General features: G+C 37.4%; 15 protein-coding genes and 2 riboswitches. Of the genes, 3 read left to right on the forward strand and 12 right to left on the reverse strand.

Translation table 11 applies throughout. The features are described 5' to 3' along the window. Positions 1-156: 156 nt before the first annotated feature. Together ACFVT8_RS10290 and ACFVT8_RS10295 are read right to left on the reverse strand one after the other, a co-directional pair. Positions 157-714 carry a hypothetical protein gene (locus ACFVT8_RS10290; protein ID WP_387080165.1) on the reverse strand — a complete coding sequence of 186 codons (558 nt, stop codon included), beginning with the start codon at positions 712-714 and terminating at the stop codon, positions 157-159. Positions 715-898: 184 nt separating this feature from the next. Continuing rightward, positions 899-2,254, reverse strand: a complete 1,356-nt coding sequence (locus ACFVT8_RS10295; protein WP_387081491.1) for a YjiH family protein — start codon at positions 2,252-2,254, stop codon at positions 899-901. A 598-nt stretch (positions 2,255-2,852) separates the two neighbouring features. Here ACFVT8_RS10295 and ACFVT8_RS10300 point away from each other — a divergent pair. Beyond that, positions 2,853-3,257 carry a CotD family spore coat protein gene (locus ACFVT8_RS10300; protein ID WP_387080164.1) on the forward strand — a complete coding sequence of 135 codons (405 nt, stop codon included), beginning with the start codon at positions 2,853-2,855 and terminating at the stop codon, positions 3,255-3,257. Between the two features lie 155 nt (positions 3,258-3,412). On the opposite strand, the gene glnA is transcribed toward ACFVT8_RS10300, so the two are convergent. The 3 genes from glnA to ACFVT8_RS10315 all read right to left on the reverse strand — a co-directional run bounded on the left by glnA (position 3,413) and on the right by ACFVT8_RS10315 (position 6,791). Beyond that, positions 3,413-4,747, reverse strand: a complete 1,335-nt coding sequence (glnA, locus tag ACFVT8_RS10305; protein ID WP_387080162.1) for a type I glutamate--ammonia ligase — start codon at positions 4,745-4,747, stop codon at positions 3,413-3,415. Positions 4,748-4,831: 84 nt separating this feature from the next. Then, positions 4,832-5,206, reverse strand: coding sequence for a MerR family transcriptional regulator (locus tag ACFVT8_RS10310; protein WP_387080160.1), 375 nt, complete (start codon positions 5,204-5,206; stop codon positions 4,832-4,834). 334 nt (positions 5,207-5,540) lie between these two features. Further along, complete coding sequence (locus ACFVT8_RS10315; protein WP_387080158.1) at positions 5,541-6,791, reverse strand: methionine gamma-lyase family protein; 1,251 nt, start codon at positions 6,789-6,791, stop codon at positions 5,541-5,543. A gap of 268 nt (positions 6,792-7,059) precedes the next feature. Here ACFVT8_RS10315 and ACFVT8_RS10320 point away from each other — a divergent pair, with 268 nt between their 5' ends. Beyond that, a complete protein-coding gene (locus ACFVT8_RS10320; protein WP_387080157.1) occupies positions 7,060-7,665 on the forward strand; it encodes a trimeric intracellular cation channel family protein in 606 nt (201 codons plus the stop codon). A gap of 107 nt (positions 7,666-7,772) precedes the next feature. On the opposite strand, the gene cobT is transcribed toward ACFVT8_RS10320, so the two are convergent. Beyond that, positions 7,773-8,828 carry a nicotinate-nucleotide--dimethylbenzimidazole phosphoribosyltransferase gene (gene cobT / locus ACFVT8_RS10325; RefSeq protein ID WP_387080155.1) on the reverse strand — a complete coding sequence of 352 codons (1,056 nt, stop codon included), beginning with the start codon at positions 8,826-8,828 and terminating at the stop codon, positions 7,773-7,775. A 113-nt stretch (positions 8,829-8,941) separates the two neighbouring features. Beyond that, positions 8,942-9,119: riboswitch (cobalamin riboswitch) on the reverse strand. 288 nt (positions 9,120-9,407) lie between these two features. Continuing rightward, a riboswitch (purine riboswitch) is annotated at positions 9,408-9,506 on the forward strand. A gap of 65 nt (positions 9,507-9,571) precedes the next feature. Here cobT and add point away from each other — a divergent pair. After that, entirely contained in the window at positions 9,572-10,564 is a 993-nt protein-coding gene (gene add, locus ACFVT8_RS10330) for an adenosine deaminase (protein WP_387080153.1), read from the forward strand. Between the two features lie 211 nt (positions 10,565-10,775). Here add and ACFVT8_RS10335 read toward each other — a convergent pair whose 3' ends face one another. The 6 genes from ACFVT8_RS10335 to ACFVT8_RS10360 form a co-directional block, all read right to left on the reverse strand. Continuing rightward, entirely contained in the window at positions 10,776-11,648 is an 873-nt protein-coding gene (locus ACFVT8_RS10335; RefSeq protein ID WP_387080151.1) for a DMT family transporter, read from the reverse strand. A gap of 260 nt (positions 11,649-11,908) precedes the next feature. Beyond that, entirely contained in the window at positions 11,909-12,211 is a 303-nt protein-coding gene (locus ACFVT8_RS10340) for a rhodanese-like domain-containing protein (protein WP_387080149.1), read from the reverse strand. 99 nt (positions 12,212-12,310) lie between these two features. Further along, entirely contained in the window at positions 12,311-12,541 is a 231-nt protein-coding gene (gene hfq, locus ACFVT8_RS10345; RefSeq protein WP_387080147.1) for an RNA chaperone Hfq, read from the reverse strand. Between the two features lie 90 nt (positions 12,542-12,631). Further along, complete coding sequence (gene miaA / locus ACFVT8_RS10350) at positions 12,632-13,534, reverse strand: tRNA (adenosine(37)-N6)-dimethylallyltransferase MiaA (protein WP_387080145.1); 903 nt, start codon at positions 13,532-13,534, stop codon at positions 12,632-12,634. Next, a complete protein-coding gene (locus ACFVT8_RS10355; RefSeq protein ID WP_387080144.1) occupies positions 13,521-14,435 on the reverse strand; it encodes an alpha/beta fold hydrolase in 915 nt (304 codons plus the stop codon). Before ACFVT8_RS10355 ends, miaA begins: the two co-directional genes overlap by 14 nt. Before the next feature lie 3 nt (positions 14,436-14,438). Further along, a complete protein-coding gene (locus tag ACFVT8_RS10360; protein WP_387080142.1) occupies positions 14,439-16,085 on the reverse strand; it encodes a glycerol-3-phosphate dehydrogenase/oxidase in 1,647 nt (548 codons plus the stop codon). Positions 16,086-16,201: the final 116 nt, after the last annotated feature.

Below are 16,201 nucleotides of genomic sequence, written 5' to 3' on the forward strand. Positions count from 1 at the left end.
CAATCAATTATGCCTTGGCATAATTGCGTCCGGAATAGGCTTCGTGCTTGCACAAAGCGCTCCTTTCCGATTCCGTGACACCCGCCGGAGGCTTTAACTTCTTTCAGCGGGGTTTGGACACCCGCTGAAAGAAGTTAAAGGTCTTGGCATTTTTTATTATCCACGTTCATCCTCTTGCATTGTATAATCAATGGAATTGGCAATGTCGACTAAAACTTCAGGTGTCACCTTATTTGAAACTCTCTTGTCAATCCACAACATATATTGCCATTCTTCTCTTTCAAAAGCAAGTACATTGAAACCTGATATTTCCATATAAATTGAAGTCGTTCCATTTTTCAATTCGAATATCTTTACTATATTTTCCTTTTTAGATGGGTATTTAAATTGAACAGGCCGAACCGTTATTTTATAATGATGCTCAGGAAGTTGATTATTAATAAATGTAACTTCAAAAAAATCATTCATGTCACCATCAAGATTATTAAACCGACCAAAATGATGTGTAAAACTAATAGGCGGTACTCGAAGTGGTAGCTTTAGCCCTTGATGATAGTGCCGTTCAAAATCGGAGGCAGCTGTTTCAACCGTTTTATAGCCTATTTCAGGATAAATTTCTTCATAAGAACTGGGCGAATCATTGATATAGGCATCACTTGGTTGAGAAAATAACAAATAACAGGAACTTAAGCAGAGAGAAAAAATTCTATCCATTTTATCACCTCAGTATCACTTTAAGTGTAGTTTTTCCCAACTCAATGAATTTATGTATCATTTTTTCATCATAAGGAAAGTCAATTAGCATTTTTGCAATGGATATTCTCTTATAACATACGAATTTAGATAAAGAAAAAAGCAATTGTCGCATTAATAAATACGAACAATCGCTTTATAAGTTCTAAAATAGTAAATGTGCAACTAATGCTGCGATTGGGAGTGAAATAATCGTACGAATTAAGAAAATAACAACTAGATCTAAAAATTTCAGTGGAATTTTTGTACCTAAAATAAGCCCACCGACCTCAGACATATAAATAAGCTGTGTCACAGAAACAACTGCAATCACAAATCGCGTCGTTTCAGCTTCAATTCCTGCTCCTAAAATTGAAGGTAAGAACATGTCCGCAAAGCCAACAACCATCGTTTGCGCTGCCTCAGCTGCTTCTGGTAAACCAAGCACAGCTAAAATTGGTTCAAATGGCTTTCCTAAAAATGCAAAAATATTAGTGAATTCAGCAAGCATTAAAGCAACCGTACCAAATGCCATAACGACCGGTGCTACACCAACCCATAAATCCAAGACATTTCTAAATCCATCCTTCAAAAATTGACGTGGATCACGATTGGCATGCGCAACAGCTAAAGCATTTTCTAAGCCGTGGGACACCGAATTATAGCCTTCTGGTAATTCCTCACGTGATAAATCTACTGGTGTACCGTCGATATAAGTATCTTCTTTGTTAGCAAGTGGAAAAATCCGTGGCATAATAACCGCTAACACAAGACCACAAAGGACAACCGTTAAATAATATGGAATAAAATAGCGTGATAAATGCACTGTATCTAATACTACGATACAGAATGTAATGGATACTACAGAGAAACTCGTTGCAATAATGGCAGACTCTTTTTTCGTGTAGTTCCCCATTTCATATTGCTTACTCGTCATAAGAACACCAATTGTTCCATCGCCAACCCACGATGTAAGTGCATCAACCGACGAACGACCTGGGCTTTTAAAAAGAGGACGCATGATTTTTACCATCATCGTTCCGAAAAATTCAAGTAACCCGAAGTTTGTTAAAAATGGTAATAACAAGCCTGCAAATAAGAAAATCGTAAATAAAAATGTTACTAAACCACCGTCTGGATTCATTAATAATCCACCAGTATTTTCATTATTAATCGCAGATGGTCCAAAATTAAAGACAACCATTGAGGCAAATACTAAACCAATGACTCTTATAATTGTCCAGAACCAATTTACATAAAATAATGTATCTAAAATACTAGGCTCTTTTGTATTATTTCGCGGAATAAATTTGGCAATGAGTGAACCAATTGCCGAAATCGCAAACATGATTATAGTAAAATAACTAATAATAGGAGCAACTAAGCCTGCTAACAAATTTGCTAAAATAGCTATTGGAACTTTCCATCCATCTTCCGTTAAGACCGGTGTCATGAATAATAGGACACCAATAAGAGACGGAATTATGAAGAAAAAGTATGTAGAAGAAGGATATTTTTTCATCATTTAAAGCCTCATTTCTTTAGGTTTTTTCGAAGTTTTATACATCAAGCTTGTTAGGTACTGTAAAACCACCAAGAAATGTATATCAGTATAAAGAGTTTCATTCATCAATCTGGCATTTACGAGCAGTTAATGAAGGACAAAATAAAAAACATCCCTTAAAAAAGTAATAAAGGAATGCCCAAACACTACTTTTTATCATTAACATCCGCAATGCAAAATTCTATGCATTAAATCTTTTAGAATAATCACTATCATTCATTTTTATGAATTTAAAAACTATCGTAAACCAACAACATACCGATTAATTCTACAACAAAATGTATTTTTATTCAATCAAAAATTTTAATAATATTATTATTCTCTGCTAATATTATCTGCATTTCTTCTTTGCACCATTCCCTTTCAACAAAGCTCAATTTTACAGTTGCTGAAGTCTAAAAGAAGTTGAAATTTGGTGAAACTCTCCATGAATCATACCTATTTTGATTGCCTAAGAGATTTAACCAGCCCTTAATAGGCATACAAATAGACCAGATTGTCTTTTATCTCATATGTTAATTATGAACCACAACTTATCAAAACAGGAGGTTTTATCATGGAAAGACATATGCATCATATGCAGCATATGCATCACATGCAGCATATGCATCACCATCATCATGCAAAAGGTCCACATTGTTGTCCACCACAACATTGTCCAACTCAATTTGAGCCACCACATTGTTGTCCGCCAGAGGAATATGTACGCACTAACTACATCCATACAGTTGTACCACATGTACAGCCAGCACATGTAACAACAGTTAATAAACATATAATTGATCATCAGTATCATTTCCCTTGCACTGAGTGTGTAGTGAATGAATGTTGCGAAACTCACACACTTTGTGAAATGCCACCTGATCCTTGCCATATGCCGCATCATCATCACCACCATATGGGACACCATCACCATCACATGGACCATCATCATATGGGTCATCATCATATGGGCTATTAAAAAATATGCGATGAGGTTAAAAATGCCTCATCGCTTCTATTTTTTATATTTAAAAGCACTTTCTTATGAAAATGTCTAATTTCTATCATTTGCTATTAAACTCTTAATTTCAAAAGAAAAACCGAGCACCTTTACTAGGTGCTCGGTTAATATTTTTAGTACATTTTCAAATATTGATCGCGTTCCCATTGGTGTACCGTTGTACGATACATGTCAAACTCGATTTCTTTTGCCTCTTTAAAGTTTGCATAGATATGCTCACCTAAAGCTGCTTGCGCTACTTCATCTTGAGCAAGTAATACTAAAGCATCATCAAGTGCTGCTGGTAAGTTTGCGATTCCATTCGCTTTACGCTCTTCATCAGACATCACATAGATGTTACGGTTAATAGCAGCTGGTGGTGTTAAGTCGCGGCGAATACCTTCAAGTCCAGCTTCTAAAATAACAGCCATCGCTAAATACGGATTAGCAGATGGGTCCACAGAACGTACTTCTACACGAGTTGAAAGACCACGTGCTGATGGGATACGGATAAGTGGTGAACGGTTTTGAGCTGACCACGCAACATAACATGGTGCTTCATAACCCGGTACAAGACGTTTATAAGAGTTAACTGTTGGGTTTGTCACAGCTGTGAAGCCTTGAACGTGTGCAAGTACACCTGCCATGAATTGCATTGCTGTTTCAGAAAGTCCTAGTTCAGTAGATTCATCGTAGAATGCATTTTCTTTACCTTTAAATAATGAAACGTTGAAGTGCATACCAGAGCCAGCTTCACCGAATAATGGTTTTGGCATAAATGTAGCATGTAGACCGTGTTTACGAGCAATTGTTTTAACAACTAATTTGAACGTTTGAATATTGTCACAAGCTGTGATTGCGTCTGCATATTTAAAGTCAATTTCGTGTTGTCCAGGAGCTACCTCATGGTGAGATGCTTCAATTTCGAAGCCCATTTCTTCTAGCTCTAATACGATATCACGACGGCAGTTTTCGCCAAGATCAGTTGGTGCTAAGTCGAAGTAACCACCGTGGTCATTTACTTCTAGTGTCGGTTCACCTTTTGCATCTAATTTAAATAAGAAGAATTCTGGCTCAGGCCCTAAATTGAAGCTTGTGAAGCCCATGTCTTCCATTTTCTTTAGGATACGTTTTAAATTGTTTCGTGGGTCACCAGCAAACGGCTCGCCTTTAGCAGTGAATACATCACAGATGAAACGTGCTACTTTCCCTTTTTCAGAAGTCCAAGGGAACACTACGAAAGTATCCAAGTCAGGATATAAATACATATCTGATTCTTCGATACGTACGAAGCCCTCAATAGATGAGCCATCAAACATCATTTTATTTTCTAGAGCTTTGTCCAATTGACTTACAGGAATCTCAACATTTTTGATTGTGCCAAGAATATCCGTAAATTGTAGACGTATAAAGCTTACGTTTTTTTCCTCGATTAGACGTTTAATGTCCTCTTTTGTGTATTTACCCACAGTTTTCCACACTCCTATAAAATGTCTAGCTTTTTTATCATTACCCTACCCTATTAATTAAGTAATTAATGATGTTGCTTTTTATTAATAGAATCGAGATAAATCCCCACGACGGATGGATGATTTTTGCATGCGCTGCGCTTGAAGCATTTCCTCACGCATGATGCGACGTAATTCTGAGTCGCTTAAATTAGGTTCATCTGATGAAACAGGCTCATTCTTTTTAGCAAACAGCTTTTTAATTTTTGCCATGTTCATGCCCTGTTCCAAGTAATCTTTAATTTCCAGCAATGCATCGACGTCATTTAACGAAAACATTCGACGGTTGCCTTCTGTTCGGTGCGGCTCAATTAAATGGTGTTCTTCATAATAACGAATCTGACGTGCCGAAAGCTCGGTCAATTGCATTACGATATTCATAGATAATAACGGCATAGTTCGTCTAATTTCACGACTCATTTAAGTCCCCTCCAATACCTGCTAATAATATAACGAAAAAATTACACTGTCAACCACTCATGTAAGGTTTCCTAACATGAAAGAAAATAATTTTTTTGAACTGACGAAAAATTGTAAAAAACTATGTTTATGATCCTAACGCGGGGTTGATTTCCGTTCCGACTTGGCGCTTTCCTGGGGGCGTCCGATGAGCCGCTAATCCCCAAGGAGTCGCCAAGTCTCCACTCCAATCAACTTATATAAATGGGATACGTTTTAACAAATGTATCTTCAATTTTTCATCCATAAATAAAAAAACTATTCAAAATGGAAGTTTTGAATAGTTTTCCTTTATTTATTTTTGGATTTTTTGAACAGCACTACAAATAGCAAATTTTACGTGCTCGTATGTTAAACCACCTTGAATAAATGCTGTAAATGGCGGACGAATAGGACCGTCTGCTGTAAGCTCGATACTTGAACCTTGAATAAATGTTCCGGCTGCCATGATGACATCATCCTCATAACCAGGCATATACGCTGGCTCTGGTGCATAATGCGCATTAATTGGTGAGTTCGCTTGAATTTCACGACAAAAAGCAATCATTTGTTCCGCGGTTTGGAAAGAAACCGATTGGATTAAATCCGTACGATTAGCATCAAAGCTTGGTGATGTATTCATGCCAATTTCCTCTAGCATAGCAGCTGTGAAAATGGCACCTTTTAACGCTTGCGATACAACATGTGGTGCAAGGAAAAATCCTTGATAGAAGTCACCAAGCGTATTTAATGTTGCTCCTGCTTCAGCACCAATACCTGGTGATGTCATACGATAAGCACATTTTTCTACTAAATCTGCACGCCCCGCAATATAACCACCAATTTTTGCTAAGCCTCCACCAGGATTTTTAATGAGTGAACCTGCCATTAAATCAGCTCCAACCTCTGTCGGTTCCTGTGCCTCAACAAATTCACCGTAGCAATTATCAACGAAAATAACTGCATTCGGTGCTAATTCACGAATTTTCATACACATTTCTGTAATTTGTGAAATAGTAAATGATGGGCGTGTTGCATAACCCTTCGAACGTTGAATAGCAATCATTTTAGTGTTTGGTGTAATTGCGGCTGCAACACCTTCCCAATCAATTGCTTGATTATCGATTAAATCCACATGGCTATAACCGATTTTATAATCTTTTAACGAGCCAGTATCCTTATCGCCACCATCGACTATTGATTGCAATGTATCGTACGGCTGACCTGAAATATAAAGTAACTCATCACCAGGACGAAGCACTCCGAATAAGCTAAGTGTGATTGCATGTGTACCGGAAATAATTTGCGGACGTACAATAGCAGCCTCCGCTCCAAAGACCTCTGCATACACTCGTTCTAGGTTGTCACGCCCCTCATCATCATAGCCATAACCATTAGACGGGTGCAGATGATAGTCACTTACTTGATTCTTTCGAAAAGCAGCAAGCACTTTTTGTTGATTGAAGAACGCCATTTCTTCTACCCTTGCATGAAAAGGGCGTACCTTTTCCTCTATTTTAGCAGCTAATGCTAGCGTTTCTTCCGATAAATTGGTTGTAAAAGTCATTATGTTCTTCTCCATTTCACATTTGTTCAAATCTTATCTTAACAATTTGTGAGCTTGCCTGCAAAAATTGCATTAGGCGCTAAACTTAATTCAAACTAAAATCTATTTAATTCTGCTATAATAAGATATTTGATATCTGATAATTCAAAATCGCAAGTCAATGCTTTACTATGTAAAAACTTTTAGATACAAAAAGGAGACTTTAATGTTTTCTAGTATGTATTCTCCAACAACATGAAATGATTTATTCACATAAGGGGTGACAGGGTTGGCTTGGGAGTTTTTTAGTATTATTGGAACAATTGCCTTCGCTATTTCCGGGGCAATAATTGCAATGGAGGAAGAATACGATATATTCGGTGTATATATACTCGGTATCGTAACTGCTTTCGGTGGTGGAGCTATACGAAACTTACTTATAGGTTTACCTGTAACAACACTGTGGGGGCAGGATATGATGTTCCAAATTGCCATTGCAGCCATAACAATTTTTTTCTTATTTCCACACCGACTTATTCAGCATTGGCATCGCTGGGGCAATTTCACTGACGCTATTGGGTTATCGGCATTTGCAATTCAGGGTGCCCTTTATGCAGTCAAGCTTGATATGCCTATTAGTGCCGTTATTGTAGCTGCTGTCTTAACAGGATCTGGTGGTGGAATTGTTCGTGATTTATTAGCTAGACGACAACCATTAGTCCTCCGTGATGAAGTCTATGGTGTTTGGGCAGCACTAGCCGGGCTTATCATCGGACTTCAACAATTTTCAGGGGATCTCTTTTTATATGTATTATTTGGTGTGATCACAGTATTAAGAATACTTTCATATATGAAGAAATGGCGTTTACCGTTGCGGAGGTTGAATCGAGCATAGCTATACTGCTGCATAATAACAAGCCCAAATATCAGATTTGGGCTTGTTTCGAATTTATAAATTCCTTATTTATCTCAAACTCCGTGCATCCACAGCAGCGACTAAAGTTAATTTTTCAACAGCAACATAGCTTCTTCTAAAGTAGCCATATTTTTCATCATAGAGCAAGCTGCGTCCAAAATAGGAAAGGCTAAAGCTGCACCAGAGCCCTCTCCTAATCGCATATTCATCTGTAGCATTGGTTCAACTCCGAGCATTTCAGCAGCAATTTTTGCACCTGGTTCTTCAGAGGCATGAGATGGAATGATATAGTCTTTTACGTTGGGTTCGAGTTCGTATGCAATAAGTGCAGCAATAGTAGAAATAAAGCCATCAATAACAACCGGTTTACGATGTGCAGCTGCGGCAAGTATCACTCCAGCCATAGCGCCTATTTCTAATCCACCGACCTTTGCAAGAATATCAATAGCATCATCACGATTTGGTTTATTTAATGCAATAGCATTGTAAATGACTTCTACTTTATGTGCTATCCCCCCTGGTCCTACTCCTGCACCAAAGCCTGTCACTTCATTTGGATGACATTCGTGAAGAACCGATAATATTGCAGCACTTGGAGTCGTATTACCAATCCCCATTTCACCTGTCCCGAGTACATTGATTCCTTTTTTGATTTCTTCCGTTGCTACCTCAATTCCTACTTCAATGGATTGAATGGCTTCTTCCCTTGACATAGCAGGACCTTTTGCCATATTGTCCGTTCCATATTTAATTTTTTTTATGATAACACCAGCATCATGTGGAATATCTTCTTTTACACCAACGTCTACTGTGACAATTTTAGCATCTGTAATTTTTGCGATAGCACAGACTCCTGTTCCTCCTCTAGGAAAATTTAATGTTTGAAAGACCGTCACATTTTGTGGATTAGGTGTTACCCCTTCATCACAAACACCATGATCTGCTGCACAGACAATTATCGCTTTATTATCAATCGCAGGAAATAGGTCTCCTGTTATTCCGGATAGTTGTACAGCAAGTGCCTCCAGTTTGCCCAAGCTTCCAGGAGGTTTGCAAAGTGCATCTATGCGTTCCCTTGCCTTCTCCATCATTTTATTGTCAGCACTTTGAATGTTTTGAATCGTTTGTTGTAATAATTGCATGAAAATTTCCCCTTTCTTTTTTGCCCTTGTTACTCGAAGAATGATTTAGAGAAAAAATAAAAAGCCTGTAGTTTATTCCATAACAAATAAACTACAGACTTTTCCATCGTCTATATAACCGAAGCAGATAGGCAGGTCTCCTGGCTCAATTTCAACATTTCATAGAACCTTCCCAGAACGATGCTAGTGGCATTCTCTATGAAACTCCCTTTTTACAGTGGTGGGACCGCTAAAGCTTTTCACTTTATTCCCTATTCTCCCGCAATGGGCACCTAATGCTTTTATGCAATTACTTTAAATCTACGACAAAGTGTTTTTTGTGTCAATATATTAGTGAAATTGTATATTTCTTTCCAATGATATGAGTTATAAACTGATACGGAACTGAAGTACATCTATTGCCACAATTAATTTTAAACATCTTCTGGCAAAGAGAATTTTGGATATCAATCATTTCTATATCTAAAAAATTTTCATTCGAGAAGTGGTAGTAGAAATTGTTAGATTACAAGACATCCTGAATATCCTTATAGATCATGTTGACAACCCGAAATTTTTCTATTATCATATTAAAAATCGTAAATGAAAACAATAATATTTCGTATAACCCCAATAATATGGTTTGGGGGTCTCTACCAGGAACCGAAATTCCTGATTACGAAGAAAGTACAATACTTGTATTTTCTTTGTGGTCAGGAATTTTTTTGTATTTTAATCTAAACATTTATTTCAGGAGGTCAATAATGAACTTTTTAGCATTGCCAAAAATTGAACTACACTGTCATTTGGACGGAAGCCTTAGGGCTGAAACTATTATCGATATTGCACAGAAGGAAGGCATTCAGTTACCTACTTTTGATAAGGATGAACTACAAAAGGAGCTGATTGCTCCGTTAGAATGTGAATCCCTTGATGAATATTTAAAAAGATTTTCTCTTCCTAATTTAGTAATGCAGTCTAAGGAGAACTTAAGAAGAATTACTTTTGAGCTATTTGAGAATGCAGCAAGAGAAAATGTGAAATATTTAGAAGTCAGATTTGCCCCGTTACTTCACACACTACAAGGTCTTAGTGTTGAAGAAGTTATTCAAGCTGTTATAGATGGTATGAGGGACGCTGAAAGCCGTTACGAAATAAAGGGAAATATAATCCTGTCTTGCATGAGGACGATGTCTGTTGAAAGTGCATTCGAGGTGGTTGAAAAGGGGAAAAAGTTCCTTGGAGAAGGTGTAGTGGCAATTGACCTATGTGCATCTGAAGAAGAAGGCTTTTGTGAAAAATTTGTAGATCCAATCGCTTTAGCCAAAGAATATGGCTACAGAGTCACTATTCATGCCGGTGAAACAGGAATTGGTAAAAACGTTCTAGAGGCTGTTGAACTGTTGGGTGCTGAAAGAATAGGACACGGAGTATTTATTAAAGATTGTGCCGAGGCATATAAGATTGTAAAAGAAAGACAGGTAGTGCTTGAAATGTGTCCAACAAGTAATGTCCAAACGAAAGCTGTTCATCATTATTCTGAACATCCTATTTATAAGTTTCATAAAGATGGAATAAAAGTGACATTTAATACGGATAACAGAACAGTATCAGATACTACAATGGCAAAAGAAATCCATTTAGTTAACAATGAATTTAATCTAAGTGAAGAAGATTATCGACAAATTTATTTAAATAGTGTAGAAGCATCCTTTGCCGACCAAGAAACTAAAGAATGGTGCTTGGCACAATATTAAAGAAAAATAGACTTAGCAACAAATTATGCCTATCGTTAGTATATTCAGGTTACAAACTGTTTCCCAAAATTGAAGAAAATAAGATAAATAGAATGCTTTCTTCAAAAGCGTATGAAATATTAAAACGGACTTTAGACGATAAAACTAATTCTATTCCCCTTTGCTAAAAGCTCCCAAAGGCCAAAAAGGCTTTCGGGAGCTTTCTGCCCGTTTATTGCTGTGATATCAATTTTGTTTTATCTATTTCACTCAGGAATGTTGCGCCGAGTAAAAGGATAGCGCCTAGTACTTGTAGGGTCGCCATTTTTTCACCTATAATCATTGTCGAAATCACTAATGATGTCAGTGGATCAATATAGCTTAAAATAGCTATACTTTGCCCTTTTAGATGACGCATTCCCCAAAAGAACAGATAGAAGCCGATCCCAGCATGGACAATGCCCAATGCCAGAAGTAAACTAATTGATTTTATATCGATTTGCATTACTTGGAATCCATTTGTCCCTAAAAGATAAAGAGCAAGGAGTAACGCTGCTAAAGTAAGTTGAATGATTGTATTATCAGGCTCTTTTAATCCACGAATATACTTATTGGTGAATGTTACTACTGTATAGAAGCAAGCTGCAATAAGGCCGTAGACAATACCGATATAATGTTCGCTCGTTTCGGTAGTTTGACTTTGAACGATAAAATACAGTCCTACAAGAGCAACACAAACATAAAAAATTTTTCTTAATAATATTTTCTCTTTCAAAACTATAGGTGACAAACAAATTACTAGTACTGGAGCAAAATAGTAGCTTAGAGCTGCATTTGCGATGGTTGTTTCCTTGTACGCTTGGAAAAGGAAAATCCAATTGCCACATAAGGTAAAACTCGAAAGTATCAATGGCCATTTATTTTGCAAAATAGTTGCTTTTGTGAATCTTTCTTTTTTAAAAAGGAAAATCAAAAGTAAAAAACAAGAGCCGATAAGACTCATCCAAAAGGCAATTTCACTTGAAGGCAACTTAATGTATTTTGCAAAAACACCGACAGCTCCAAAAATAATCATTGATAAAATAAAAGATAATTTTCCGCTCATTTCTAATTCCTACTTTCTACATGTATATAGTCTTCGATATACAGTAGAATCTATTGAGAATTAGCAAGTCTTTATTGAATGCCCAAACAGCAGATTCTACTGTAAAGACATTGTTGGGGGTGCTATTGTTCGATACATACTAATCCCTCCTTGTACGTTGTGATTATAACATATACTACCAAATTAATTATGATTGCATCAATCTATCAACGCGATTGTATAAGAAAAACCCTCGCCTAAACGAGGGTTTTAATCGATAATTATTTAAATTCTAGCTCTCCATCATAAGCAAGCATGCCGCCTTCAAGGTTTGTTACGTCAAAACCTTGAGCTTCAAGGTATGCACAAGCATTTGCTGAACGACCGCCTGCCTTACAAACGATAATGTAAGGCTTAGAAGCATCTAATTCACCTACGCGCTCAGGGATTGTCCCAAGAGCAATATGTTGAGCGCCTGGGATCATGCCTTGTGCTACCTCATTATCTTCACGAACATCAATAATGTATAGATCTTCGTTCGCATCTAATAGTTCTAATATTTCTGTTGTATCCATAGTTTTCATATGTGTAGTCCTCCAATATGTCGATTTCCTCTTACATTATAGCCTGTCGGCAAAAAAACAGCTAGTGTCATGAACACTAACTGTTTTACTCTAATGTTTCTATTCTTCTGTCTCTAAAAAATCTACTTGCTTTACTGGAACAAATGTAGAAATAGCATGTTTGTAAATAAGGTGTTGCTTGCTATCAGCATCTAGTAATAATACTGTAAAATTATCATAGGATTTCACAGTTCCTTTTAACTGAAATCCATTTAATAAAAACACAGTTACAAAAACATTGTTTTTACGTAGATGGTTTAAGAATGTATCTTGCAAGTTAATTGATTTCATCAAAATGCCTCCTTATACTCTCTTTCTACCTCTTCATTCCTATAGTAGCATGTTCTACCAATTTGGCAATTAGTAATTTTTAGAAATTAATTAAAGTATTTCGCCATTATTAACAAAATATACATCCATTTTGTTTCGGAAGTATGTTAGTTGTCTTTTCGCATAGCGGCGAGAATTTTGCTTTAAACTGTCAATGGCTTCTTCTAAAGAGCATTTTCCATCTAGGTAATCATATAATTCTTTATAGCCGATTGCTTGAATTGACTGCACACCTCGTATATTTTGCTGCCATAAGCCTTTTACCTCTTCTAAAAGCCCCTTTTCCATCATTATATCAACACGAAGATTAATACGATCGTATAGCATTTCGCGTGACATATTTTGCCCAAGCCCTAAAATCACATGATTGTAAAGTGGAACTTCTCCACGATTGTGTGCTTCGGATGCCTTTGAAACGCCACTAAGCTCAATCATCTCTAACGCGCGTATAACACGGCGAGTATTATTTGGATGAATTGTCTCAGCTGTTTGTGGATCAAGTTTTTTAAGCTTAGCATGCATTGCCTCTGGACCTAATTTCTCCAGTTCTTCATAATAGGCTTTTCGTGCCCCCTCATCTACCTGCTCCTCTGTAAATTGAAAATCAAAGAGTACTGCCTGCACATATAAACCCGAGCCCCCTACGATAATCGGTAGCTTGCCACGCGCTTGAATTTCTGCAATTTTTGCTCGCACTAATTTTTGATAGTCCGCTACTGAAAAGGACTCTGTGGCCTCTTTGAAGCTCAGTAAATGATGGGGTACCTTCTCCATCTCTTCTTCTGTAATTTTGGCTGTACCAATATCTAAGCCTCGATAGATTTGCATCGAGTCACCGTTGATGATTTCGCCATTATATTTTTTTGCTAACTCAATACTTAGTGCCGTTTTCCCAGAAGCAGTTGGCCCTACGATTGCTACGACCTCTGCTTGCTGTATTTTATCTTGTATCATATTTTTCTAACCACCGTAATAAAACTTGATAGACTGCCTCTTGATTGTCTTCGTTTAGGATTTCATGGCGCTTATCCTCAAATAAGTAGACCGTTACATCCTGTATACCCGCTTCTGCCAATTGTTGTGCTACAGTGTATACACCTTGGCCTTGTTCTCCGACTGGATCCTTGCTACCACTTATCAATAATATAGGTAAGTCTTTTTTTGTTTTTGCTATCTCTGTTTTACGATTTAACGACATAAAACCAGTTGTTAAATCCACAAAAAATTGATTAGTAGGGATAAAGCCGCAATATGGATCATCTATATATTTTTCCACCTCATCCTCTACTGAACATAACCAGTCATACGCAGTCTTTGAATTTGGGAACTGTTTATTAAAGCTGCCAAAGCTCAGCTTATTTAACAACTTGCTCTCTGTATCTTTACCAAGCTGTTTGGCCAATACTTTTGCTACTAAATTCCCCATCGTGTGCAATGCTGTAACGTTTCCTGTTCCACAAAGAATCACATTATCCACTTTATCGCTGTATAATTGAATATATCTTCTAGTAATGAACGATCCCATACTATGACCAAATAAAATCAAAGGTACATCTGAAAATTGTTCATGCAATATTGTAACTACTTCATGTGTATCCTCTACAACTCGATCAAACCCATTTTCTTCAGCAAAAAAACCTAGTGTACCATTATATGCTGCTGTTTCTCCATGCCCTCGATGATCATGCATTGTCACTGCATAGCCAGCTTCATTTAGGCTATTGGCAAATTTCACATAACGTCCACTATGCTCCGCCATACCATGCAGAATATGAATATGACCAATACATTTATTCGATGGCTTTAATGTTCGAGTAAATAGAAAATGGCCATCTGACATTTCAATATAACGCATTGCCTACACTCCTTCCTCCGCAAAATTTGTTGCATCTAAAATTGCTTGCTCTAGTTGAGTTACATAAGTATATCTTTGTGACTCTGTATAGTTAAAATGTTTTTGCATAACTTGAATGACCTGCTGTTTATATCGTTTTACCGCATCAATATCGAAGTATAATAAGCCTGTTCGACGAATAAAGAAATCGCTTGGTGTGTACACCATTTCCGCTTCTATGCCATAAAGCAGCATTGCATGTAGGGCCAGGGGCATCGTACTTCCGTGCTCATACAAATATTTCACCTGGTTGTATAATGCATCAACATTCGTACCATATTTTTGTACAAGCTGTTTTGCTTCATCATAATTAAGACCATACTGAACGCCCTCTTTAGCTTTATAAGTACTATAATCAGTGAAATTGATGGCATTAATGCCTTTTGCACCAGAAAGTGATAACTCACGTGTTACACATGGACTTGCGTGCTTATATTTATGGTTTTTTACAATTTTATCAACGATTGTTTCTGCCATTTGACGGTAACCCGTTAGTTTGCCGCCAGCGATCGTCATTAGTCCACTCGGAGCCGTCCAAATCTCATCTTTACGTGAAATTTCTGATGGATCCTTCCCTTTTTCAAAAATAAGTGGGCGCACACCTGCCCACGACGATTCAATCGTATCTCTTGAAATATTTGCAGTTGGAAAGACAGTTTTTGCAGCAGCAATTAAATAATCAACGTCCTCTTGTGTAGCGACAGGATGTACAGGGTCTCCCTCGTAAACTGTATCTGTTGTCCCTATATAGGCTTTACCATCACGTGGAATTGCAAAGGCCATACGCCCATCCACTATATCAAAGTATACTGCTTGCCGTAATGGAAAATCCTTTTGGTCAAGGACAATATGGACCCCTTTAGTGAGACGCAATTGTTTTTTGTCTACTACTTTATCCTTTTGGCGAACCTCGTCCACCCAAGGTCCAGTTGCATTAACGATTTGCGCAGCCTGTACTTCGATCGTTTTCCCTGTAACATGATCCTTCACTTGTGCCCCAACAAGCTTTTTTTTCTCATATAAAAATTCTGTCATCTCCGCATAATTTAAACAAAGCGCTCCATATTCCACAGCTTTTTTCAGCACTTCAATTGTTAGACGGGCATCATCTGTACGATATTCAACGTAATAGCCACCACCAATAAGCTCATCTCGATTGAGTAAAGGCTCTAACGCTGCCGTTTCCTGAGCGTTTAACATTGTTCTACGTTCATGCTTTTTAACACCTGCTAATCGATCATATACCTTCAGTGCCATTGATGTTGTAAATGGTCCAAGTGAGCCCTTCTTATATAATGGTAGTAGCATCTTTTCAGGCGTTGTCACGTGAACAGCATTGTCATAAACAATTTCACGCTCACGCCCAACCTCAGCTACTACACCTACTTCAAGTTGCTTTAAATAACGAAGTCCCCCATGAATAAGCTTTGTTGAACGGCTTGATGTGCCAGCAGAAAAATCCTGCTTCTCAATTAAAGCGACTGATAGCCCTCTAGATGCTGCATCAAGTGCAATACCCGCACCAGTGATGCCACCACCAATGACTAAAACGTCAAAGCTATATTGCTCTAAAAACTGCATAATTTTAGGACGATGCTCAAATGAAAACATATCTTTCTCCCCCATTAACTATAATTTGAAAATACGTTTAACCTCTATTGCGTATGCTAGCCTGTATAACTAACAATAACTTTATGCATAGAAACTTTAACTTCATTTGTATTATG

It is taken from the genome of Lysinibacillus sp. NPDC058147 (genome assembly GCF_042884205.1).
GTDB lineage: Bacteria > Bacillota > Bacilli > Bacillales_A > Planococcaceae > Lysinibacillus.

Excerpts from the sequence above, each read along its gene's own strand:
- ACFVT8_RS10300 (WP_387080164.1), top strand. The coding sequence starts at position 2,853 with ATGGAAAGACATATGCATCATATGCAGCATATGCATCACATGCAGCAT.
- ACFVT8_RS10290 (WP_387080165.1), bottom strand. The coding sequence starts at position 714 with ATGGATAGAATTTTTTCTCTCTGCTTAAGTTCCTGTTATTTGTTATTT.
- hfq (WP_387080147.1), bottom strand. The coding sequence starts at position 12,541 with ATGAAATCAATTAACTTGCAAGATACATTCTTAAACCATCTACGTAAA.
- cobT (WP_387080155.1), bottom strand. The coding sequence starts at position 8,828 with ATGCAATTATTACAACAAACGATTCAAAACATTCAAAGTGCTGACAAT.
- add (WP_387080153.1), top strand. The coding sequence starts at position 9,572 with ATGAACTTTTTAGCATTGCCAAAAATTGAACTACACTGTCATTTGGAC.
- miaA (WP_387080145.1), bottom strand. The coding sequence starts at position 13,534 with ATGATACAAGATAAAATACAGCAAGCAGAGGTCGTAGCAATCGTAGGG.
- ACFVT8_RS10340 (WP_387080149.1), bottom strand. The coding sequence starts at position 12,211 with ATGAAAACTATGGATACAACAGAAATATTAGAACTATTAGATGCGAAC.
- ACFVT8_RS10295 (WP_387081491.1), bottom strand. The coding sequence starts at position 2,254 with ATGAAAAAATATCCTTCTTCTACATACTTTTTCTTCATAATTCCGTCT.
- ACFVT8_RS10315 (WP_387080158.1), bottom strand. The coding sequence starts at position 6,791 with ATGACTTTTACAACCAATTTATCGGAAGAAACGCTAGCATTAGCTGCT.
- ACFVT8_RS10355 (WP_387080144.1), bottom strand. The coding sequence starts at position 14,435 with ATGCGTTATATTGAAATGTCAGATGGCCATTTTCTATTTACTCGAACA.
- ACFVT8_RS10310 (WP_387080160.1), bottom strand. The coding sequence starts at position 5,206 with ATGAGTCGTGAAATTAGACGAACTATGCCGTTATTATCTATGAATATC.
- ACFVT8_RS10335 (WP_387080151.1), bottom strand. The coding sequence starts at position 11,648 with ATGAGCGGAAAATTATCTTTTATTTTATCAATGATTATTTTTGGAGCT.
- ACFVT8_RS10360 (WP_387080142.1), bottom strand. The coding sequence starts at position 16,085 with ATGTTTTCATTTGAGCATCGTCCTAAAATTATGCAGTTTTTAGAGCAA.